Here is a 21,249-nt window from a genome sequence, read left to right on the forward strand (position 1 = left end):
TCGTCGACAGCGTCGAGCGGGCGTGAATAATACCTAGGCAATTGCTATTTTTGAAGTCTTGACAGACTGAAAATTGACTATTTTTTGTTCTTTTTTTGAGCTTAAGGGAAAAAACTCGAAAAACTAGTAGGAGCGAGTGTCTGTCGGGAAGGCTCTAAGCTGATGAGTAACAGCACGAGCACCTGGATCTTGTATTGGAATGACCAAATGAATAGGGGTGTTTGGTGGCATATAAGTGATGTCGAGAAAATCTTTGTGCAAATAATCGCTGGGTGCAAAGAGGCGAGCCGCAACAGGTAAACCATTCAAATCAAAAAACTCGAGTGCGATTTTAGGCATAGGCTGAGAAAAATCACTGGTATTGGTAATAATGGCATTGACCAATAGTGTGTTTGGAATAGAGGGGTGGCTTTGTATGCGTACATGCTGAATCGTAATGGCGTTTATATTCTCAAACCTTGGTAGGACACAACCAGAGTAAGAACAAATGGTTCTGTAAATAGATCGAAAGTTAGAAGAGCTACTGCCTTCTACAAAAAAATGCGTAGCAACTTGACCTGATAATAAGGCGAGACCCAGTAATGAGGCAAAAAACCACAACCAAGGGTGCGTGTTCTTTTTGCGAGTAGAAGGCTCATTCTCTCCCAATAGAGGCGCTAGGCTTTGTTGGGCGGATAGTTGCTCAAGAATGCTGTGCTGGTTTTTAATATCAGATGGGCGAGTTTGTTCCGATGCGGTTTGCGCCAAAGAATGCAAAGCAACCATATAATCTGGCTCTTTGGCGGGCGCAGCCTGCTTACTGGCGGTTGTTTCAGGTGGTGGCGTACTTTTCGCTGCTTTGTTGGCAGAGGGGGCGCTCGATGTTGCTTTGAGAGCCGCTTCTACTTCGGCAAGTTCGACTTCCCACGGCGCGGGTTCATCTTGCCTTTTTGCTTCAGTCCGCTTTGCCGCTTTTATGGAGGAGTCTAATGGCTGCGGAGTCGTTTCATGATAAGAGTCGTAGTTTGTTTCGGTAATAGCGGGTTTTTCTTCGCCCAGTGGATTCAGATCTTCATCATTGAATAAGGTATGCAGCCAGTCTGGATTGACTATTTCTTCAGCTGGGGCAAGTCGAGTGTCGACGACTTTGTCTGTGCTCCTGGGTTCGACAGGTAGGGGCGTGCTATCAACTTGTGCTTGCTCTTTCGCAACAGTGGTGCTTTTTGGTTGTTTGTTGTCCGTGGTGGACTTGCTGAGAATGGCTTTGTTATCTGCTACTTTGGCGGCATCAAAAATATGAAAGCATTGGCCACATCGGACTTTCCCCTTGGCCATGCTTAATACTTCATCGCTTACACGAAATGCGGTTGAACATTTAGGGCAACGTGTAATTAGGCTATTGGCCATGGAGTAGTATCTTCCTGTTTAAAACGGTACTAAATGAATGGAGTGTTATGCGTTCTTGGTGCCAACAATACGAACCCATTCTTCCCTTTCCGTAATCGATTCGATCGTAAACCATTCTTGGTACGCTTGAATGACTTCCTCTGCTTGGTTGGCAAGTATGCCAGACAATGCTAATTGACCGCCGGTTTTAACCAGCGCAGAAATGGTCGGCGCTAAGTGTGCAAGAGGGCCAGCAAGAATGTTAGCGACTACAATATCAGCTTGTAAGTCAGATTCATAAGGTGGCAACTTTATGTCTATCCGACTTGGATCGATATGATTACGTTGAGCATTTGCTTCGGTTGCTTGGACTGCCTGAGGGTCAATGTCGATACCAACCATATTGTTAGCGCCAAGCAGCAAACCTGCAATCCCAAGAATACCAGAGCCACAGCCATAATCTATGATGGTTTTGTTTTCACAGTCGATGCTGTCTAACCATTGTAGACACAGTGCCGTTGTTGGGTGAGTTCCTGTGCCAAAGGCTAATCCAGGATCTAGCATCAAGGTGACGGCATCAGGGTCTGGTACTTCACGCCAGCTAGGGCATACCCAAAGGCGTTTGCCAAATTGGATGGGGTGATAGCTGTCCATCCACTCTCTTACCCAATCTTTGTCTTCGAGTATTTCTATTTTCATATCGATGTCGGTTTCACCAAGGGACGTGGCCTTGTGTTCAACGACTGGGCGAATGTGTTCAATGTCTGCATCGGCTTCGAACAGACCTGTGATCTTAGTGTTTTTCCACAATGGTGTTGTGTTTAACTCTGGTTCGTACACTGGATCGTCATGAACGTCTTCAAAAGTGACAACCAAAGCGCCGCAGTCGAGAAGTGTGTCTTCGAAAGCAGGAACGTGATCTGGAGTGGTGTGGATACGAATTTGAAGCCAAGGCATAAAGTGGAGTCCAACAATAAACAAAACAAGAATAGAATAGCGAAGCTTGGTGCGAGAGGCGAGAGGAAAATGATTGTCCCTAGTGATTTATGTCATCACTAGGGACAAAACGACCGTTTTTATAGGCCGAGTTTTTTCTCTAAATAATGGATATTAACGCCACCAGCAATGAAATTAGCGTCATTTACTAGTTCTTTTTGGAGCTCTATATTGGTTTTAATACCATCGATGAATGTTTCATCTAGAGCGCCGGAAAGGCGTTTTAATGCAGCTGTACGGTCTGGCGCATGGCAAATGATTTTGGCAATCATGGAGTCATACGTTGGTGGAACTGTGTAGCCACTGTATAGGTGAGAGTCAACACGAACACCCATACCACCTGGCGCGTGGAAGTAATCCACTTTACCTGGGCATGGCATGAAAGTTTTAGAGTCTTCCGCATTGATACGAGACTCAACGGCGTGACCGTTTAGCTTGATATCTTCTTGTTTCATTGACAGTTTCAAACCACTGGCAATACGAAGCTGCTCTTTCACGATATCAACACCTGTCACCATTTCAGTCACTGGGTGCTCAACCTGAACGCGGGTGTTCATTTCGATAAAGTAGAAATGGCCATCTTCGTACAAGAACTCGAACGTACCCGCACCGCGGTAATTAATCTTGATACAAGCATCTACACAGGCTTTAAAACAAGCTTGGCGTGATGTTTCATCAAGCATTGGTGCTGGCGCTTCTTCCAATACTTTCTGGTGACGACGTTGTAATGAACAATCTCGGTCATACAAATGAACCGCGTTGCCTTGGCCGTCAGCCAATATTTGTACTTCTACGTGGCGAGGGTTTTGTAGGAATTTTTCCATATAAACCGTGCTATCACCAAAGTAAGACCCTGCTTCAGACTGTGTGATGCTAATGGATTTTAGCAGGCTGCCTTCGTTGTGAACAACGCGCATACCACGACCACCACCACCGGCAGCGGCTTTTACAATGACAGGGAAACCGATTTCATTAGCGACACGAATGCACTCTTCTGGATCAGTCGGTACTGGACCGTTTGAACCCGGAACAGTTGGCACACCTGCTGCTTTCATTGCTTTAATAGCAGAGACTTTATCGCCCATTAAGCGAATTGTTTCTGCTTTAGGTCCGATGAAAGTAAAGCCAGAGCGTTCAACTTGCTCTGCGAAATCTGCATTCTCTGCAAGGAAACCATAGCCTGGGTGAATAGCAGACGTGTCTGTTAATTCTGCCGCACTGATGATTGCAGGAATGTTTAGATAGCTTTGTGCTGAGGGATTTGGCCCTATGCAGATAGACTCGTCTGCAAGGCGCACGTGTAACAAGTCGCGGTCAATTTTAGAGTGAACCGCAACAGTTTTGATACCGAGTTCTTTACACGCACGTAAAATACGTAGCGCGATTTCGCCTCGGTTAGCAATCAATACCTTATCGAGCATGATGAAACCTACTGCTTTGGATTAAATGATAGTAATAAGTGGCTGATCGAATTCAACTGGTTCGCCGTCTTCAACAAGAATAGCGCCAATTGTGCCAGACTTATCAGCTTCAATTTGGTTCATCATTTTCATTGCTTCAACGATACAGATTGTATCGCCAGCATTAACCTTTTGGCCAACTTCAATAAAAGACTTAGCACCTGGTGCAGAAGACTTGTAGTAAGTACCGACCATAGGAGAATTGACGATATGTCCTGCGATCGCGGCTGGTGCTTCAGGAGCCGCCGTAGGGGCAACTGGAGCTGGCGCTTGAGGTGCCATCATTGGAGCAGCCATTTGTGCCATAACAGGGGCACCACCACGACTAATGCGAACGGCTTCTTCGCCTTCTTTAATTTCAATCTCGTAGACGTTGGATTCTTCTAAAAGCTCGATTAGTTTTTTGATTTTACGAATGTCCATGATTACTCTCTTCTGTCTGTATTTGTGGCTCAGTGTTTGTGTCAGTCACTGACTATTATAATTCTGCGTACGTTATTCTGTAACAGCGCTTTTATAAAATACATTTTGTAAAAGCTGGTAACCCGAAATTATCGATAAAAAGCGTGATATTGTCCAGTTATGCGGCAAAAAAACCTAAAAATGTTTGTGTTGGTTGTTTTTTGATCCCTTGTAAACCATCTTCTTTTATTGATGAGTAATGGTATCTAAACGATCGATTAGAGAGCGTTTTGTCGGCTCACCCATCAAGCTGAGCTCTTTTCGCTCTTTTCCTTCAGTGTCTAAAAAAACCAACGATGGTGGCCCAAATAAATTGAACTGTTTCATTAGGGCTTGGTTGTTGATTGAGTTCTCTGTCACATCGACTCTAATCAGCCGTACCTTGTCGAGACGCGGCAACACCTCGGCAGACACAAACATTTCTTCTAGCACTTTGCAGCTGATGCACCAATCTGCATAAAGGTCCAATACAATAGGGCGAGTATCTTGACTCGCAATAATAGCATCGAGCTCCTCCAAGCTGGTGATAGTGGCATCAAACACTCTGATATCTTCGTTTATATGTATTGAGGTTGAGGATAACTTTTTCAAGGGCTGTAACGGACTGCTGCTGCCGGTCAAACCACCGATGAATTCAGTGGTTCCAAGAAGGAAAAATCCTAACGCCAGAAACCAGCGAAAAGGGTGTGAGGAAACTTGATGTGCTCGGTGAATAAAGTAACTGCTGACAGCAAGTGCTAGAAGGCTCCATAAATACAAATGGCTACTGACAGGTAACCAGCGAGTAATTAACCAAATGGACATTGCGAGCAGTGCAAACCCCATGAACACTTTAATGTCATGAAGCCATTCGCCACTTTTAGGCAGTACTTTCGGGCCGAATAGACCAACTAGTAGCAGTGGAACTCCCATACCAAGTGCCATGATAAACAGCATCATCGCGCCATACCACGCATCACCTTGGCTACTTATATATAGAAGTGTTCCTGCTAATGGCGCCGAAACGCAAGGTGAAACAATTAATGTAGAAAACACCCCAGCCAGAAAAATACTTATGCTCGATTTCCACGCAGAATCCGAAGGTTTACTGGTCATTTGTAGTCGTTGTTGCCATGCCATTGGCAGTCTTAACTCATAAACACCAAACATTGCTAAAGCGAGTGCAACAAAAAGAAGGGCGCTAATGACCAATAAAACAGGGTTTTGTAATTGTGCTTGTAAGTTCAATTGAGTGCCGAAAATACCGACTAATCCACCAATGGCGGCATAAGTCAGTGCCATGGCCAAAACGTAAACCAAACTGTAATAGAATGCGCCTAACTTCGAGTGGCGAGTGCCAATAACAATTGCGCTGACAATAGGGACCATCGGAAGAACACAGGGCGTGAAAGATAAGAGTAAGCCCAGTCCAAATAAAACAGTTAAAGTGATCCATGGGCTGCTTGTCTGGAGTAGTTGAGTCACGGATTGTGCTTCAGAAGGTAAAACAAGCTTGTCTTTTGAAGGCGTGGACGTGTTGCTAAATTGAGAGGCTAAAAGGCTTTTTGGCGCCTCCGAAGATAAGGCTGGCACAATGAATTGTATGGGCATTTTCTGTGGCGCATAGCATAGACCCTTATCGGCACAGCCTTGATAAGAAAGGAATCCATTAATTTGGGTACCAGCAGCAAGCTTAATATCATAATAAATAGGCAGAGTGAGTTGGTGACGATAAACCGTGACGTCACCATAATAAGCATCTTGTTTGTTTTCGCCGACCGGAAATGCAGAAAAATGCAGGTTATCGGCCTGTTCGCCAGACAAACTAAACTGTTCTTGATATAAATAGTAACCGTCGCTAATCTGCCACGTCGCTACCATTTTACCGTCTTTAGGAGCTGATGTTGAGAGTTGAAAAGCTTGCTCAACAGGCAAAAAATCTGGTTGAGAAAGCGATGTCGTGGGAGCAAAAGTGAAAGCCTGAGACGTACTGTGAAGCGTGAGTAAGAACAATAGAGCAAGTAGGCGCATAAAAATCTTCAATCAGATTGAACGTGTTGTTTAAATATAACATGCTTGTTTCATCATATTCGATGGTCAGTGTAGACTACCAATCCACCTTAAAGTTGCCAATCGCAAGGGGACAAATTGAGTAAAAACCAAGTATCTTTTCTATTTATTGCACTTTTCCTTACAGGGTGTCAGACAAATATCGCGCCCTCGGAAAGTCACCCATTGCAAGAGAAAGCGCCTGAGTCTGGTTCTAAGTCGGTATCGGCGGAGATAACACCGGAAATCGATGTGCCCGATGTGAAGAAAACTACCATCATTTCATCGGAGGAAAGAAAGTCGAGAGCAGCTGAACGCTTGACGTTGAGTTTGATTGCACAAGGTGAAGATGCTTTGTCTGCGGATCGGCTTTTAACGCCAGAAGACGACAACGCTAATTTGTATTTTCAAGCAGCATTAGGTCGAGATCCCGGTAACTTTAAAGCGACTCAGGGGATTGCGGCGATTGTGGATGTATACACTCAGTGGGCGTGGGATGCGGCAAGAAACCGAGATTATATTCAATCTGCTCGATATTTAGAGTACGCTCGTTCGGTTAACCCAGAAGACCCTGTTATTGTCGAAATGACCTCACGTGTCAAAGATCTGAAAGCAAAGCGTGAGCGTACTGCAAAGGTAGTTTCTAAAAAATCAGAGCCCAAAGAACCACAAGTTGGGCAATATTTATTACCAGAAACGCTTTTTAGTTTGAGCGAAGATGAGATAATTGCCCAAATTCAGCCTATTATAGACGAGGTTGCAAAAACAGAGCAGGCAATCGAAATTTACTGGCCAAATGACAAACAAGCACGGTTGATTTATCAGATAATCAACAGTCGCGTTACAGCGTTTCGTGTTCGTGCGATGACCTATCATCGTGCTGATTACATGGTGGAATTAAAACAAGATTAAGGTAGGTCAATAATGTCGTGGATAACGAATAAATTACAGGGTTTAACGCCAAGTATTAACTTTTCAAGTATGGGGAAAGTAGCCGTATCTGTTGTATTGGTTGTCGCTGTGCTGTTGACCTTTTTGGGTATGTATTGGAGCAGTGAGCCAGATCAATTTGATGTGGTATCCACCGCCAAAGAAAAAGCCGCAGCACAAGGCTACTTGAACAACAGTAAAAAACTGGTTGTTGGTTACACAACTGCCAGCACATTGCACACCATTGTGGAAACGCTGCTAGATAAACCGGGCGGCTTCATTACCAATGATATTTTGCCTCCGGGTCTCTTTATGGACAACATGCCAGCGTGGGAATTTGGCGTACTGGTTCAGTCACGAGATTTGGCACGGGCTTTTCGTAAAGAATTTAGCCGTTCACAATCTCAATCCACAGAAGACGTGAACTTAAAAATAGCAGAACCGCAATTTAATTTTGATACCAAAAGCTGGGCATTGCCATCCAGTGAAAGCGAATACCGTCGTGGTAACAAAGAGTTGATGGAGTACCTAAATCGTTTAGCGACCAACGATTCCCAATTTTATGCACGTGCTGATAACCTTTCGGATTGGTTGTCTGACGTTAGTACTCGTTTAGGCAGTTTGTCTCAGCGTTTATCCGCAAGTGTGATAGATGATGAGCCTCAACTGGAATCGGATGAAAATAGCCGCTACGTGCGCACACCTTGGTCAAAAGTAGACGATGTTTTCTATGAAGCGCGCGGTACAAGCTGGGCTCTGGTTCACATGCTTCGAGCGGTAGAAGTAGACTTCTTTTTTACCTTGCAGGATAAAAATGCCCTTGTTAGCTTGCGTCAAATTATTCGTGAACTGGAAGCAACCCAGGCCAATGTTTGGTCTCCATTCATCTTAAATGGCAGTGGTTTTGGCGTATTGGCCAACCATTCTTTGGTAATGGCGTCTTACGTCTCACGTGCTAATACAGCGATTATCGACCTTCGTCGTTTGCTTGAACAAGGCTAGCGCGGCGTTTATGACAATGAACCATAGCAGGGTAATTCGTCCGGCCATGTTGGACGATGCCCCTGTTATATTGGATATATTCCAACAATGCGACCTGTTTGCTAGCACTGGTTATCGACAAGATAATATTAACTTGATTGATGTAATGGACTGGTTAGAAAGCGTCACAGACAAACATCCCCTGTTGGTGCTTGAAGAGCAGGGTATCGTTATTGCTTGGTGCTCTGTCGAAGCCTTTTATGGATTACCCGCCTTTGATACCGCTTGTGAAATTAGCTTCTACGTCTTGCCAAATTGGCAGGGTCAAGGCATCGCAACGCAACTTTTTCGTCACCTAGAAACGCACCGAACCGAACTTGGTTTTACCCACCTTATTGCCTATGTCTATTCTAGTAACTTCAACAGCCAAGGCTTTTTCAAACGTCAGGGGTTTGATGAATGGGGTTTATTACCAAACATCGCCCAGAATGAAAACATCACAGAAGATGTTTACCTTCTTGGAAGACAGTTTTAGCTTTCTTATTCTGCTTTCAATTCAGGAAAAGCTAAGCGGGGACTAGTTCCTTCCTCTTTCTTCAAGGGGAAGGCGGAGGATGGGGTTAATCTCTTCTTTGGATTCCATTCAAATGCTTTGTATTCCCGACCTTTATTCCGCCTTTTAATTCAAGCAAAAGCTGAGCGGGTAACTTTTTGCTAGCGCCCAAAAATTCACTTTAAGATCTTTAATGCCTCCTTTTCTTCATAAGAGCATGATTGCTTCCTATGCTCCTTTTATCGTAAGGCATGGATTGTTTATTTGGTGAGAGATTACTCGTCAAACAATGACCCTGAAACGCCATAAAGTCGCGCAACTTCGTCGCGTCGAACTGACTTTATCAGAGTATCAAGGGTAGAAAATCAAAGACCGTAGGACAGATGAGCGAAGCGTAATCCGGCGAAGAAAGCGTAGCTTTCATTGTATGGTAGGTCGAGGCTTTAGCCCGACACGGAATTTAGGTTCCATTCAAACGCTTTGTATCCCCGACCTTTATTCCGCCTTTTAATTCAAGGAAAAGCTGAGCGGGTAACTTTTTGCTAGCGCCCAAAAACTTCAGTTTAGAGAAAGGCAAAAATTCGCTTTAAGATCTTTAATGCCTCATTTCTTTCATCTAAGAATAACTTTTCCGACGCTCTGGGGTAGTAAAGCATAGATTGGTTTTTTCTGTTCGAGACGTTGTCTGTTAATGACCCTGAAACTCCATAAAGTCGCGCAACTTCGTTGCGTCGAACTGACTTCATCATAAAGGTTTTATGCGAATCCGGCACTATGGCTGTTTGTCCAATGCAATAAGAGCGAAAGTGAAGACGCGGGTAGATAAGCAGTTAGACATGTACGAACCGCGAACCAAGGACGGCAGTGAAAAGGCAGCTAAATCAGGATGTTCATGCCCTGCTTGTGGCGAGCGTGCAGTGATGTATCTGAGAGTAAAGTGACAAAACGACTTCGCATCCTGCTGCCATGGGACAATGGTAGTTAGCGTTAGCATACGGTGAGATCAGTGTATAAAACGGATCGGGTCATAAGGCCTGAGGGAATCGCTTGCCTCGCGGGTCAAATCGCGCTACAAAAGAGCAAATAAAGAACCAACATAGCGGCGATCAAAGACCATCTGAAGAGGCATCGTCCAAACAGGCTTTGGTATTTAGCGAGTTATATAACAGGGAAGTCCTACCATGAAAAAAGCAAATCCCCTATATAGACCCGTTCAACAGTGGGTTATAACCGCAGCTACGCTGCTGTATAACCCTTAATTGTTAGGGATTAATGGAATCGCCATGTCAGGAAATATTTTCAATAAACTGTGGGTTATAGAATCTTTACCATCAGGTGAGCTTAGAACCGGGAAAAGTCTCTTCGACAATCAGCTGGACAAGGCTAAGCAGGTACAGCAAGACCTTCTCGTTGAATTCGCTGAGCCAATAACTAAGTCCGAGTTGTTTGACGTATTAGAAAAAATACGAAATGAGGCTTTGAGCGGAATATATCCAATGATCCACTTTGAGTGTCATGGGTGTAAAGAAGGCTTGGGAACCTCTAGCGGAGAACTGGTTGAATGGGATGAAATCAGAGAGATCCTTATTGAGATTAACCGAGCGACTAAGCTAAATCTGATGATTGTAATTGCAGCCTGCAATGGTGCCCATTTAATAAACGTATCTACAAGGCTAGATGCAGCTCCTTTCTGGGCAATAATTGGTCCGGAGGTAGAAGTAACTGCTGGACATATTCAGGATAATTTTAGTCGGTTTTATGAGTCCTTCTTTTCAGATCTCGATGGTGATAAAGCCATAGGTATGCTTAATGAAGAGGCAGAGCATCAAGATCGAACCTATCATTTCTTAAGCGCTGCTGGGCTATTTTCAAGGGCTTACCGAGCCTACTATAAAAGTCACTGTGTCGGGAAAGGGAAGAAAGAACGGATAGAACGCCTCGTTTCTGAGGCGATGAAAAATCCCAACGTAAAGAAACGTGGTGTGGCATGGGCCAGACAGCAAGTAAAGAAAGGCCTTGCATCCGAGGACCAGCACTTTGATAAACTTAGAAAAAGGTTCTTCTTCATTGCTGATTTTCCAGAAAATGATGCGCGCTTCCCTTTATCTAAGGATGATATTGTTGCCACGTAAAATCCCTAACAATGCGTGCGCTGCTGTCGGACAAATTTTCCGCTGCACTCTAAATTTGCCGCAGAGCGCGGCGTTGAGGCTGTAGAATTACTCGAAAATAGAAATTCAATGATTTAATTTCTGTGCGGAGAGTGTCTAAAAGCTAATTTTTGTATGATAACAGCCTTACTTTTCACGTGGCTGCGTGGTTTTAGGTTTATTTTAACATTATTTTTGAGACTGTTTTTCTTGAATTAGAAATTCTACAGGCTCGTCAGCCATCAGGAGTATGCGTGGTCGTTCCAAATGATTTATATAAATACATGACTTTAGATACTGCAAAAATTGTACTCGAATCTGGTCGACTACGCTGGCAAAGTCCTTGTCAGTTTAATGATCTCAGTGAGATGCAGAGAATGCCTCGTTTAGAACCTGAGTATAACGAAGCCTGGTTAATATATGCCAGAACTTTAGTGGATCTTATCTATAATAAAAATGTTATTGATTTTACTGTCTATTCGCCATGGACACAGAAAATCCTTTTGCAAATACTGCAACTAAATATCAGTAACTATTCAGAAGAAGATGCATTAAAAAATATTGAAAAGAAGATTCCAGCTTGTGAATCTGAAGTTGGTGATAGACTTCGAAAAATTATCGAATCTAAAAATGACGGCACATTGAGATGTTTTTGCCTCAGTGAAGATGAAAATAATGCAACTATGTGGGCACACTATGGAGATGTTAATAAAGGTTGCATGTTTGGTTTTGGTCATCTCGAAGAAAAAGGCACTCAATTTTTAGCTGCCGAAAAAGTATCTTACACTGCAGATCCTCCTGTAGTCGGAAGTGCGTTAGATATTCTGCTATATGGACCATCAGCAGCGCTTAATAAGAGAACTCGTTTGGCTATTTTTTGTAATAAAGAAATTAATTGGGCTTATGAAAAAGAATGGCGAGTTATGATTAATCGATCAGCACCCAATCAAGAGAAATTCTCTGACTTGTTATTTTATCCCGAAGAGCTAACTTCAGTGACATTTGGTTTAAAAGTTCAAGACAAAGATAGAGAAGAAATGCTTAAGCTAATAGCGAAAACTTATCCTCATTGTGGAGTATTTGAAATAAAGCTAAATAACGGTACCTTTACGAGAATCTCATTAAATGGCTAACAAGCACTTTAAACGGAACAAAAACAGTTGGCCTTGTTTCGTTCCTCAACAATTTTTAGCTTCTTAACGAGGCGTTATATTACTTAATCATGTATAAATTTAATCTGACAGAAAATGGAATGGGTTCAATACAGATAGATGATTTTAAAGAGTTTTTTGAGTCTGATCTTTCTTATTGGTCTAAAGAAATGTATGAGGCGCATTGGCTTAAAGCTTCCGAAGAAGTGGAAGCTGGTAATTCGGTATCATTTATTACTTCTATAACCGAACCAGACAGTTCAAACTTTATTCGTTCATGGTCATGCTATTCAATAAACGGTGAACTGATTTTTCAAGAGCGCATACTTTTTTTAGACGATTTAGAGTCGTCATTTAATCTAAAAGAGCCCCACAAAAATATAGAGAGCTACGAATCGGTATCCGAGGATGGTGATAAAATATCGGAGTGGCTTACTCGTGCATAGCCAGAAATACAACAAGCAATTGTTGTGCGACGCAAAAACATGGGCGACAAAATTGAACTTCACCACGGAAACCTCATGAAAACCATCGTTATTATGGCAGAACCGCCGCCCTCGAACGCCTTTTAGCAGAGGTAGGTGAAGATACGTTAACCTTAGATCCATATGATTCACAAATTATGGAATTTAAAAATGAAGAAGCCACGATCTACCCAAGAACATGAAAGCTTCGCTTTCAGTGGCGTTTTTTATTACAGAAAAGCGGTCGTTCCTCCCTCATCTCATCACGCCCTTGTCTTTGTTTTCCATATTTGAAATCCCAAATGAAGTCAGTTCGACGCGACGAAGTTGCGCGACTTTATGGCGTTTCAGAGTCAGTGTTTGATGGTTTATCTCCCACCAAATAAACAATCTATGCCTTACGATATAGCGAGCGTCGATAAAGCTATTCTTCGATGATAAAAATCAGGCATTAAAGATCTTAAAGAGACCTTTTGGTTACTTTTATGGATCTGGATAAAAGTTACCCGCCCAGCAGGGCGGAATAAAGGTTGGGAGTACAAAGCGTTTGAATGGAACCCAAAGAAGAGACTAACCCCATCCTCCGCCTTCCCCTTGAAGACAAAAGGGGAAGGTACTTAGTGATTTGTAGCCGTTACTTTCAATATTCGATCAACTATCAGAACATGAAAGCTTCGCTTTCACCGGCGCATTACGGTCGTACCTCCCTCATGACTCCCTATGTTTTTGTTTTCCATCATTACAACCCCGAAGAAGTCAGTTCGACGCAACAGCGTTGCGCGATTTTATGGAGTTTCAGAGTCAGTTAAAAATATCCTTCTTACCAACATCAAAAACAATCTATGCCTTACGACATAAGGAGCTTAGGTGGCAATCATGTACCTATGAAGAACTAATGCATTGCTCTTAAAAGCGAATTTTTGGTTACTTTTTGGGCGCCAGCAAAAAGTAACACGCTCAGCAGAGCGGAATAAAGGTCGGGAATTCAAAGCGTTTGAATGGAATCTGAAGAAGGTATTAACCCCATCCTAGCTTTCCCCTTGGAAGACAAAAGGGGAAGGGACTAAGCCCACGCCCAGCAGGGCGGAATAAAGGTTGGGAATTCAAAGCGTTTAAATGGAACCAAAAACAACCCCATCCTCCGCCTTCCCCTTGAAGAAAGGGGAAGGGACAAACCCTTGTTACATGGGTTCAAACACGGAGCCCAAGCTCGGTACAAACAATTTATTGTACATGCGGCTGGCGTAGTCGTCTGTCATGGATGCCATGTAGTCACAGATGATACGTAACCCATTTTCTCCGTTGTCCTGACTTTTGCGCCATTCAGTGGCGATTTCCCTTGGTAATAATCGATTAGGGTCGGCGGTGTAGGCTTCGAACATTTCTAATAACATTTGCTGGCCTTTGTAGACGAGCATTTGCACTTCTGGGCGTTGAATGATGTGTTGCATTTCGAATTGTTTTAACAAGTTTAATGCTTGTCGTTGGCCTTCTGGCAGTCCGACTTGGAAGCGCAGTAGAGGATGTTCGAATCTTGTATTTTCAATCACTTTGCATGAGGTGATAAACCAGCTGACTAAGCTGCCAATGGCTTCTTTGCGTAGGTGGCTTTGTCGGCTAAAAAGTTGCGTGCGAATGCTGTTGAGGTTTTCCGCCAAGTAAGGTGAAGCCAGCGCGGCGAGTTTGGGTTCTAGGTGTTCTAACCAGGTGTCTTTAGTGACCATGCCTAAGACGATGGCATCTTCTAAATCGTGTACGCCGTAAGCAATGTCGTCGGCTAGGTCCATGATGCTGGTGTCGAAGCTAGCGTGTGTGGCTCTCGCATGACCATCTGGGTGTTTGCGTTGTACTGTTTGCAGTAAGGTTCGATCAGCTTCACTGAAGGGTTCAAGTATCCAATCTAAAAGGTCTTGTTCTTCTTGATACACGCATTTTGGTGGTGACCAATTGGAGGCTTTGAATTGGCGAAAGCTGGTAGGCTTTTCTGGGTATTTTCCCACCACATTAGCGTGTAAAACCGGATATTTTAATACCCCTAATAAGGTGCGGCGCGTCACGTCCATACCGTAAGTTGGCGAGTAGGAGCCTCGCTTGCCGAGGATGCGTAAAGATTGCGCGTTACCTTCAAAACCACCGTTAGATTGCATCATGTAGTTCAATGCGACTTCGCCACCGTGGCCGAAGGGTGGATGACCTATGTCGTGGCTTAGACAGATGGTTTCAATTAAGGCGTCGTCGGCTAACCATGTTTGGAAGTTGGCCTCTTGTGGTGAGCTGTGCTTGAGTTGATGTACGATGCCATTGCCGATTTGAGCGACTTCTAAAGAATGGGTTAATCGTGTGCGGCTATAGTCATTTTGTCGAATCGCGAGAATTTGAGTTTTGGACTGTAAACGACGAAAGGCCGCGCTATGAATGATGCGGGCACGGTCGCGCTGGTAGGGCGTACGGTAGTCGTTTTCTCGGGATTCTTGATAACCGGATTGTCTTTCGTGCCAAGCTAACATTTCATATTGTGCGTTTGCCATGTTTGTAATCCACTAGTGTCAATAATTACCAATCTTTCATGAAAACACGATATAGGTCAATGTTCGTAAAAAGGGCCTTGGGCATAATGTAATCTATTATAAGGAATCTTTATGTTTAATACTCAGCATCTCACGACATTTAAAGCCTTGGTTGAAAAAGGAAGTTTTACTCAAACAGCAAAGCTGTTAGGACTAACGCAACCCGCAGTGAGTCAACACATTCAAAAGCTAGAGCGAGGGTTAGGAGAGCCATTGCTGATTCGTCATGGTCGCACCACTGAGGTGACGGAAGCGGGGAGGGTGTTACTTCAACATATAAAAGAACTGGAAGTATGTTATGAGGAGTTCACGGCGTCATGGCAAACGTATGCTACAACTAAGGCTAGTCTCGATGTAGAAGAAAATAAAAATGGTTGATGAGTATCAGCCATTTTTTGTTAGTAAATGCGTATTTATTGTTGGGTTGTCGGTATTAAATTGCCAATGTGCAAACCACACTCTTTGTTTTCAGACTCTTCCCACCACCAACGACCTTCACGTTCATGCTGATTTGGTAAGATAGCTCGAGTGCAAGGTTCACAGCCTATGCTGGTAAACCCTTTTAGGTGCAACTCATTGTATGGTACATCGAACATTTTAATGTAGTTCCAGACGTCTTCCGAAGACCAGTTAGCCAAAGGGTTGAACTTGAATAGGTCCTTTTCATCGGTACTGAACGCGCTGTCTTTTTCGGCAAAGGCCAATACATTACGTGTACCGGGACTTTGGTCTTTTCGTTGGCCTGTAATCCATGCATCAAGTGTTGCCAGTTTGCGCTTGAGTGGCTGTACTTTTCGAATACCACAGCATTCTTTGTGACCGTCTTCAAAAAAGCTAAATAAGCCTTTTTCATGAGTGAAGTTTTCAAGCGCGTCACGATCAGGAGACAGAATGTCGATTTTTATCTTGTAATGTTTACGAATTTTTTCGATAAACCGGTAGGTTTCAGCATGTAAACGACCAGTATCAAGAGAGAATACGTGTACGTTTTTGTTCGCTTTTACCGCCATGTCGATCAGTACGACGTCTTCTGCGCCACTGAAGGAAATAGCAAGGTTGTCGAATTCTTTCATCGCGTTGTGGATGATTTTCTGTGCTTCGTCTTCTTTGTTATTGGCAATAAAAGACGCTAAATCAAATGCAGACATAGGATTGTGAACCCTGTTCTAAGTTACGTTGGTTGTACCATATCAAGTTGCGGTCACGAAAGAAAAGACGAAAGAACACTAACCTTATAATGCTTAAAGCGGGTGCTTAGCGGATATGTCTCGCTAGGGTTTGATAAAGTCCAAATAAAATGCCCGCGGTCACACCCCAAATGCGAATTTCCTGATATTCAATTTCGAAGTAGCCACGAGAATTGGTGTCGAGTTTTTTCGTTTTAAAGCGATAGTTCTCGGGAGTGAGTAAATGGCGTAATGGCACCCAATGGACAGATTTCACCTCTTCTTCACAAAGACTTAATTCACTTTTTCGCGTCATTTCAGCCACGATAGGCTTGATGCAATAACCGGACAGGGTGCAATACTCGCCCAGCTCACCGAGTAAATCGAAACAGTCAGGCGCTAGGCCAACTTCTTCTAAGGTTTCACGCAATGCGGTGTATTGGATGCTTGCGTCTTCTGGATCATGCTTGCCCCCAGGAAAGGCGATTTGACCTGGGTGATTACGCATGTGCAGTGCGCGTTGAGTCAGGAGTACGAAAAGCTCTCCACTTTCAGGCTCTCGCCAAATAGGAATTAAGACAGCAGCAGAGCGATACTTTAAGTCATAACCGCTGGGAAACATTTCTTCATCTGGGTTATGAATTTGTTGTGCGTAGGGTTCTCTGTCTAATGCTGCGCGGATATCGTCCAAGCTCAAATCAATTGGAGGAGCATTTAAAAACTGCTCTATGTCAGACATGATACGGCCTATTTCAAAAAGTCTTGTTCTAGAGTATGGGTTAATTTACCTACTTTGGTAAAGGTTTCTTGATATTCTTCTTGGCATTTTGAGTCGGCGACCAATCCACCGCCAGCCCAGCAATGTAGGTTGCCGTGATCCGCTACTAGGGTTCGTATGGTGATACTGGAGTCCATTTGTCCATTTGCACTGAAATACGCAATCGAGCCACAGTAGGCTGAGCGTTCATGAGGTTCTAGCTCATCAATGATCTCCATGGATCGAATCTTAGGCGCACCCGTGATGGAGCCGCCGGGGAAGCTTTGATGAAAGACTCTAATAGCTTGGTCTGTTTGATCGATTCGGCCTTCTACTGTTGACACAAGATGATGCACATTGGCGTAGGTTTCTAAGGCAAACAGCGCAGGGACTTTAATACTGCCCGTCAAACAAGTGCGACCTAGATCATTGCGCAATAAATCAACAATCATTAGGTTTTCTGCGCGGTCTTTGGTGGAAGATAGTAGCCAGTTGGCGTTGGCTTTGTCTTCCTCTGGTGTTGCGCCGCGAGCGACCGTACCTTTTATCGGCTTAGATTCTATTCGACCTTGATCACACAGTAGAAAGCGCTCTGGCGAGTGACTTAACAAGCTTTGCTGTGGCGAAATTTCCATATACGCCGAAAACGGTGTCGGGCAGGCTTCTCTTAAGGCATGGTAAGCGGTAAAAGTATCGCCTTGATAAGTGCTTGAAAAACGTTGAGCTAAGTTCACCTGATAACAATCACCCGATTGAATGTAGTCTTGCACGGCAGAGAATTTTTGGGCGTATTCAGCTTCAGTCATATTTGAGATGAACGGGGTGTGCAAAGAGAACGGTTTGGCGTGGTTAAGTTCATGTTTTACCAGTACATCATCGCAAGCGCTGGTGAAGCGGTTAATAAGGTCGGCCGCGTCTTCTTGAGTACACCAAGGTGCCATGATGAGCTGAGTCGTTTTTTCTTTATGGGAAGTGATAACGCCCCAAGCGTAAAGCCCGACGCTTAATGTATCTAATTGAATGTCGTGTTTGACGGTATCCGGTAATTGCTCAACAAAATGGCCACTTTCATAACCATAATACCCCAGTAAACCACCGATGAAAGGTAGGTCTTTTGGTGCGGCTTGCGCCCAAGGTTCTTGGCAGATGAGCGTCATTAGTTCATTTAACAGCGCCATCGGGTTGCTTGTGTTGCTTAACGCGTAAAGTGGTGTTGTATGCCAAGTGATCGGCTGGCTGTTGTGTGATGGATGAATGCGCGCCAGTGGATTAGCCACTAGTATGTCGTAGTTCGTGTCTGGGAAATGTTCGTGATTACTGTCAAGTAAGGCTGGGTAAGGCAAGTCTCGTACGGCAGAAAAGAAAGACAATAAAGACGTTTGATAAGGGAGATTTACCCGTGTAATTTCTGACATTTTTTATCAATACCTAGTAATATGCATTCATGCTTCTTAGAGAAAGCATTGTATTCTTTTACTAAGTTTCCTCACAGGTTAATTACAAGTGTCTGATGTTTTTTTTCTTTCTTTACCTAATGCGGACATTGCGTACCGTCTTTATGAAAATCCCGCAGCCAAAACCGACCGAACTTGTCTGCTGCTGCATGGTGCCGGCGTGGCAGGGGAAATTACCTATTCCCCTATGTTGCCGTACTTTACTCAATGGCGTTGGATGCTAGTGCCCGATTTAAAAGGCATGGGCGAGTCTTTTCATCAGCATGGTAAAGAAGGCGCGGTGTCGATTGCCGAGTTAACCGATGAAATCGAAGCGCTGTTGACACATGTGAAATGGGACGATTTTGATCTTGTGGCTTATTCATTGGGTGGTTTGGTTGCGCTCAACCTGAACTATCAACGCAGTTTACAAGGGAAGACGAAAGTAAAAATGGCCTTGTTAGAGCCCGCGTCTTTGGACCGAGAAGATTTGTCTACGTTAATGGACGTGCGACAAAAGTATCGCCATGCGTCCAAATTGATTCATGACACAGGGGATGTAGAACTTGGTGTGGCTTCGTTTATGGATGGCGTGTCACCAAATCGTCGTAAGCATCCAGTGGCAGAAGCAACAACACAATCTCGGCTTGCTCATCGGCCGTTTGGTTTTGCTTATGCATTGGATGCAGTGACTGATCATGTTGAAGTAATGGTGAATGAGCCTGAACTGAGGCGAGCCATAATAGATGCGTCGGAGCAGGTGTTTTTGTTTTCTGGTGAGTTAAGCCATGAGGCATTGAAGCAGCATTATGAGCTATTGAGCTTACAGAATGACGCTTGGCAACACAAAACCATGAGTGCATGTGATCACTCTTTGCCTTTTCAAAAACCAAGGCAAATCGCCAATCATATTAATAAATGGTTTTCGCTAATTTAAGTGTCACTATTATCTGATGTGATCAGATAGAATAAATGAAAAGAGCAGGACGCTCTTTCTAATCGCTACGTAAAACAAGGAGGTTTTCTATGAGCCATCAACACGGCTTTTCTTTGCTAGAGCTGTTATGTGTTTTAGCCATTCTGAGCATTTTAGCCTATGCCGGTTCCGCGCAATTTTTGACGGTCAGTCAAAACGCCAAAGACAAAAGCACAATAAAAATTGAAATGAAGCGACTATCTAATGCGCTAACACAAGCTCGCCAATTGGCGGTGGTGAGTGGCCGTGCCAGTTTTTTGTGTGGTGGTGTTCATTGTGACGGTGATTGGTCTTCGGGTTTTCGGCTATATCAAATCCAAGGTGTTAGTGGTGCAGAAAAAAAATATCGGCATATCACCTTTAACGCATTATTAGACGTATCTTGGCGCGGCTTTCCTTCGCAAAAAAAACAAATAGAATTCCACTTTAACGGTTTGTCAGGTTACCAAAACGGTACGTTTGAATTTTGCTTAGGCACCTGGCAGGCGAATTTGATATTGAATCAAAGTGGGCGCTTTTATACCTCTGACCCGCAAGAAAAAAACGGGGAGGCATGCTGATGAAAAAGTTATACCCCATCATCCTCTTATCAAAAACGAGACAGCACGGTTGGATCATGCTTGAAGTAGTGCTTTGTTTGGCGTTGTTTTCTGTCGTCTTGCATCTAGCACAGCGTCAGAACGAAGCTCATTGGCGTTCCACTCAGCAGTTGGAAGAACAACGAAAAAACCATGAAAACCAGCAAAAACAAGCTGCTATGGAAGCCTTAACGGGCTCTGCTGCTTGGCTAAATAATCAAGAAAGTTCATTAAATCAAGCTTATCCAGATTGTCAAAAATGCAGCGAAAACCAATTGAAACGTTGGTTTTATGCTTCGCAGCATGATCTTTCTAATATTGATGTGGAGGGCGAATAATGTCTCGACGCACACAAATGAAAGGCAGTCTATTGATTGAAATGCTGGTTGCTTGCGCCTTGATTTCGTTGTTTTTGCCCTTTCTGGTGAGTGCTCTTGCTCGCTTGCAGGAACGACACCTTCTCGCGCAAACGTATCAAGACCAACACGAGGTCAAAGCCGCCATTGATGCTCATTTTCAAGCGCAATGGACGCGTTTGGTTCCTGCAAATTGTGCGATGGACGAGTCGTTGTTTTTAACCATTCAATCGGGCGAGTCTCCTCCTGTTCGACTTGCTTCACGCAAGGTGTCTAGCGGCTCTGATTGGATAAAAGGAACCGATTATGGGCTGTGTAGAGGTACTGTAACGGTTTCCAGTAACCCATTTGAGACAAACTTGTTATGCCACTGGAAAGTGGGAGATCGAACGAATTTTTCGAGTTGTGAATCGTCTTTTCCAGGGCAAGTTGTCTCGGTGTCTAGTTACAAAAGTAAAATTGAGTTAGCGGACGATTTGGCGATTGGGCAATCTGGGGTGATAGAGAGCCAAGATGGTTTTTATTGGTATCTATCGCCTGGAAAAGAGGGAGGCGATGCGTTTTGGCGAACCCCAGAGGAAAGCGGTAATTCATTGGAATTGCTAAACGGGATCGAGCGATTGTCTATTTTCCCGTTATTGGATGAGGATGACAACGGTTTGGTGGATTCTTTGGACACGCGATATGGACCGTTTGCTCTGAAAAAGCTTCGAGGGCTTTGGGTGGAATATCAGTATCGTTTGAGCAATTGTAAGTCTGACCGACAGGAGTCGTTTACTCAGGAGTATCATTCTATGAGAGGAGACGATTGGCACTATTTACCCCCTTGTCAGGGCGTTGGTAATCAAATTATCGTGTTAAAAGAGATGTAATAAC

General features: G+C 43.8%; 20 protein-coding genes and 1 pseudogene. 12 read left to right on the plus strand and 9 right to left on the minus strand.

The features are described from left to right. Positions 1-123: 123 nt before the first annotated feature. From MP3633_RS06030 to dsbD, 5 genes are all read right to left on the minus strand, one after another. Positions 124-1,386 (minus strand): zinc-ribbon and DUF3426 domain-containing protein, encoded by a 1,263-nt coding sequence (locus MP3633_RS06030; protein ID WP_176334869.1) that lies wholly within the window; start codon positions 1,384-1,386, stop codon positions 124-126. Between the two features lie 45 nt (positions 1,387-1,431). Continuing rightward, complete coding sequence (gene prmA / locus MP3633_RS06035; RefSeq protein WP_112139906.1) at positions 1,432-2,322, minus strand: 50S ribosomal protein L11 methyltransferase; 891 nt, start codon at positions 2,320-2,322, stop codon at positions 1,432-1,434. A gap of 119 nt (positions 2,323-2,441) precedes the next feature. Continuing rightward, positions 2,442-3,782 (minus strand): acetyl-CoA carboxylase biotin carboxylase subunit, encoded by a 1,341-nt coding sequence (gene accC, locus MP3633_RS06040; RefSeq protein WP_112139904.1) that lies wholly within the window; start codon positions 3,780-3,782, stop codon positions 2,442-2,444. Between the two features lie 21 nt (positions 3,783-3,803). Continuing rightward, on the minus strand, positions 3,804-4,244 hold the full coding sequence (gene accB, locus MP3633_RS06045) for an acetyl-CoA carboxylase biotin carboxyl carrier protein (protein WP_176334870.1): 441 nt from the start codon (positions 4,242-4,244) through the stop codon (positions 3,804-3,806). A 225-nt stretch (positions 4,245-4,469) separates the two neighbouring features. After that, on the minus strand, positions 4,470-6,293 hold the full coding sequence (dsbD, locus tag MP3633_RS06050; RefSeq protein ID WP_176334871.1) for a protein-disulfide reductase DsbD: 1,824 nt from the start codon (positions 6,291-6,293) through the stop codon (positions 4,470-4,472). 117 nt (positions 6,294-6,410) lie between these two features. Here dsbD and MP3633_RS06055 point away from each other — a divergent pair, with 117 nt between their 5' ends. From MP3633_RS06055 to MP3633_RS06080, 7 genes and pseudogenes are all read left to right on the plus strand, one after another. Continuing rightward, a complete protein-coding gene (locus MP3633_RS06055) occupies positions 6,411-7,223 on the plus strand; it encodes a hypothetical protein (protein WP_176334872.1) in 813 nt (270 codons plus the stop codon). Positions 7,224-7,235: 12 nt separating this feature from the next. Continuing rightward, a complete protein-coding gene (locus tag MP3633_RS06060; protein WP_112139897.1) occupies positions 7,236-8,243 on the plus strand; it encodes a DUF2333 family protein in 1,008 nt (335 codons plus the stop codon). Positions 8,244-8,259: 16 nt separating this feature from the next. Further along, a complete protein-coding gene (locus MP3633_RS06065; RefSeq protein WP_244959874.1) occupies positions 8,260-8,757 on the plus strand; it encodes a GNAT family N-acetyltransferase in 498 nt (165 codons plus the stop codon). 767 nt (positions 8,758-9,524) lie between these two features. Then, a pseudogene (locus MP3633_RS19100) lies at positions 9,525-9,760 on the plus strand (IS91 family transposase); the annotation flags it as partial. Positions 9,761-10,058: 298 nt separating this feature from the next. Continuing rightward, complete coding sequence (locus tag MP3633_RS06070) at positions 10,059-10,907, plus strand: hypothetical protein (RefSeq protein WP_176334874.1); 849 nt, start codon at positions 10,059-10,061, stop codon at positions 10,905-10,907. A gap of 272 nt (positions 10,908-11,179) precedes the next feature. Further along, positions 11,180-12,058 carry a DUF2971 domain-containing protein gene (locus MP3633_RS06075; protein ID WP_176334875.1) on the plus strand — a complete coding sequence of 293 codons (879 nt, stop codon included), beginning with the start codon at positions 11,180-11,182 and terminating at the stop codon, positions 12,056-12,058. Between the two features lie 119 nt (positions 12,059-12,177). Next, positions 12,178-12,522 (plus strand): hypothetical protein, encoded by a 345-nt coding sequence (locus tag MP3633_RS06080; protein ID WP_176334876.1) that lies wholly within the window; start codon positions 12,178-12,180, stop codon positions 12,520-12,522. Between the two features lie 1,199 nt (positions 12,523-13,721). Here the strand turns inward: MP3633_RS06080 and MP3633_RS06085 are convergent. Further along, positions 13,722-15,068 carry an anti-phage deoxyguanosine triphosphatase gene (locus tag MP3633_RS06085; protein WP_217909058.1) on the minus strand — a complete coding sequence of 449 codons (1,347 nt, stop codon included), beginning with the start codon at positions 15,066-15,068 and terminating at the stop codon, positions 13,722-13,724. A 111-nt stretch (positions 15,069-15,179) separates the two neighbouring features. Between MP3633_RS06085 and MP3633_RS06090 the strand changes: the two genes are divergently transcribed. Beyond that, complete coding sequence (locus MP3633_RS06090; protein ID WP_176334877.1) at positions 15,180-15,485, plus strand: LysR family transcriptional regulator; 306 nt, start codon at positions 15,180-15,182, stop codon at positions 15,483-15,485. Between the two features lie 35 nt (positions 15,486-15,520). On the opposite strand, the gene MP3633_RS06095 is transcribed toward MP3633_RS06090, so the two are convergent. The 3 genes from MP3633_RS06095 to pabB form a co-directional block, all read right to left on the minus strand. Then, the gene (locus MP3633_RS06095; RefSeq protein ID WP_176334878.1) at positions 15,521-16,255 is read right to left on the minus strand and encodes a phosphoadenylyl-sulfate reductase; all 735 of its coding nucleotides are present in this window, start codon (positions 16,253-16,255) and stop codon (positions 15,521-15,523) included. A gap of 106 nt (positions 16,256-16,361) precedes the next feature. Beyond that, entirely contained in the window at positions 16,362-17,012 is a 651-nt protein-coding gene (locus MP3633_RS06100; RefSeq protein ID WP_176334879.1) for a CoA pyrophosphatase, read from the minus strand. An 8-nt stretch (positions 17,013-17,020) separates the two neighbouring features. Beyond that, positions 17,021-18,445, minus strand: coding sequence for an aminodeoxychorismate synthase component I (pabB, locus tag MP3633_RS06105; protein WP_176334880.1), 1,425 nt, complete (start codon positions 18,443-18,445; stop codon positions 17,021-17,023). 88 nt (positions 18,446-18,533) lie between these two features. Here pabB and MP3633_RS06110 point away from each other — a divergent pair, with 88 nt between their 5' ends. The 4 genes from MP3633_RS06110 (at position 18,534) to MP3633_RS06125 (ending at position 21,245) form a co-directional block, all read left to right on the plus strand. Next, entirely contained in the window at positions 18,534-19,400 is an 867-nt protein-coding gene (locus tag MP3633_RS06110; protein ID WP_176334881.1) for an alpha/beta fold hydrolase, read from the plus strand. An 89-nt stretch (positions 19,401-19,489) separates the two neighbouring features. After that, entirely contained in the window at positions 19,490-19,999 is a 510-nt protein-coding gene (locus MP3633_RS06115; RefSeq protein WP_176334882.1) for a GspH/FimT family pseudopilin, read from the plus strand. Further along, complete coding sequence (locus MP3633_RS06120; RefSeq protein WP_176334883.1) at positions 19,999-20,355, plus strand: hypothetical protein; 357 nt, start codon at positions 19,999-20,001, stop codon at positions 20,353-20,355. Before MP3633_RS06115 ends, MP3633_RS06120 begins: the two co-directional genes overlap by 1 nt. Then, entirely contained in the window at positions 20,355-21,245 is an 891-nt protein-coding gene (locus MP3633_RS06125; protein WP_176334884.1) for a hypothetical protein, read from the plus strand. The genes MP3633_RS06120 and MP3633_RS06125 overlap by 1 nt, the downstream gene beginning before the upstream one ends. The last annotated feature ends 4 nt before the right edge of the window (positions 21,246-21,249 follow it).

It is taken from the genome of Marinomonas primoryensis (assembly GCF_013372285.1).
GTDB classification, from domain to species: domain Bacteria; phylum Pseudomonadota; class Gammaproteobacteria; order Pseudomonadales; family Marinomonadaceae; genus Marinomonas; species Marinomonas primoryensis.

Excerpts from the sequence above, each read along its gene's own strand:
- MP3633_RS06030 (WP_176334869.1), bottom strand. The coding sequence starts at position 1,386 with ATGGCCAATAGCCTAATTACACGTTGCCCTAAATGTTCAACCGCATTT.
- prmA (WP_112139906.1), bottom strand. The coding sequence starts at position 2,322 with ATGCCTTGGCTTCAAATTCGTATCCACACCACTCCAGATCACGTTCCT.
- accC (WP_112139904.1), bottom strand. The coding sequence starts at position 3,782 with ATGCTCGATAAGGTATTGATTGCTAACCGAGGCGAAATCGCGCTACGT.
- accB (WP_176334870.1), bottom strand. The coding sequence starts at position 4,244 with ATGGACATTCGTAAAATCAAAAAACTAATCGAGCTTTTAGAAGAATCC.
- dsbD (WP_176334871.1), bottom strand. The coding sequence starts at position 6,293 with ATGCGCCTACTTGCTCTATTGTTCTTACTCACGCTTCACAGTACGTCT.
- MP3633_RS06060 (WP_112139897.1), top strand. The coding sequence starts at position 7,236 with ATGTCGTGGATAACGAATAAATTACAGGGTTTAACGCCAAGTATTAAC.
- MP3633_RS06065 (WP_244959874.1), top strand. The coding sequence starts at position 8,260 with ATGAACCATAGCAGGGTAATTCGTCCGGCCATGTTGGACGATGCCCCT.
- MP3633_RS06070 (WP_176334874.1), top strand. The coding sequence starts at position 10,059 with ATGTCAGGAAATATTTTCAATAAACTGTGGGTTATAGAATCTTTACCA.
- MP3633_RS06080 (WP_176334876.1), top strand. The coding sequence starts at position 12,178 with ATGGGTTCAATACAGATAGATGATTTTAAAGAGTTTTTTGAGTCTGAT.
- MP3633_RS06085 (WP_217909058.1), bottom strand. The coding sequence starts at position 15,068 with ATGGCAAACGCACAATATGAAATGTTAGCTTGGCACGAAAGACAATCC.
- MP3633_RS06090 (WP_176334877.1), top strand. The coding sequence starts at position 15,180 with ATGTTTAATACTCAGCATCTCACGACATTTAAAGCCTTGGTTGAAAAA.
- MP3633_RS06095 (WP_176334878.1), bottom strand. The coding sequence starts at position 16,255 with ATGTCTGCATTTGATTTAGCGTCTTTTATTGCCAATAACAAAGAAGAC.
- MP3633_RS06100 (WP_176334879.1), bottom strand. The coding sequence starts at position 17,012 with ATGTCTGACATAGAGCAGTTTTTAAATGCTCCTCCAATTGATTTGAGC.
- pabB (WP_176334880.1), bottom strand. The coding sequence starts at position 18,445 with ATGTCAGAAATTACACGGGTAAATCTCCCTTATCAAACGTCTTTATTG.
- MP3633_RS06115 (WP_176334882.1), top strand. The coding sequence starts at position 19,490 with ATGAGCCATCAACACGGCTTTTCTTTGCTAGAGCTGTTATGTGTTTTA.
- MP3633_RS06120 (WP_176334883.1), top strand. The coding sequence starts at position 19,999 with ATGAAAAAGTTATACCCCATCATCCTCTTATCAAAAACGAGACAGCAC.
- MP3633_RS06125 (WP_176334884.1), top strand. The coding sequence starts at position 20,355 with ATGTCTCGACGCACACAAATGAAAGGCAGTCTATTGATTGAAATGCTG.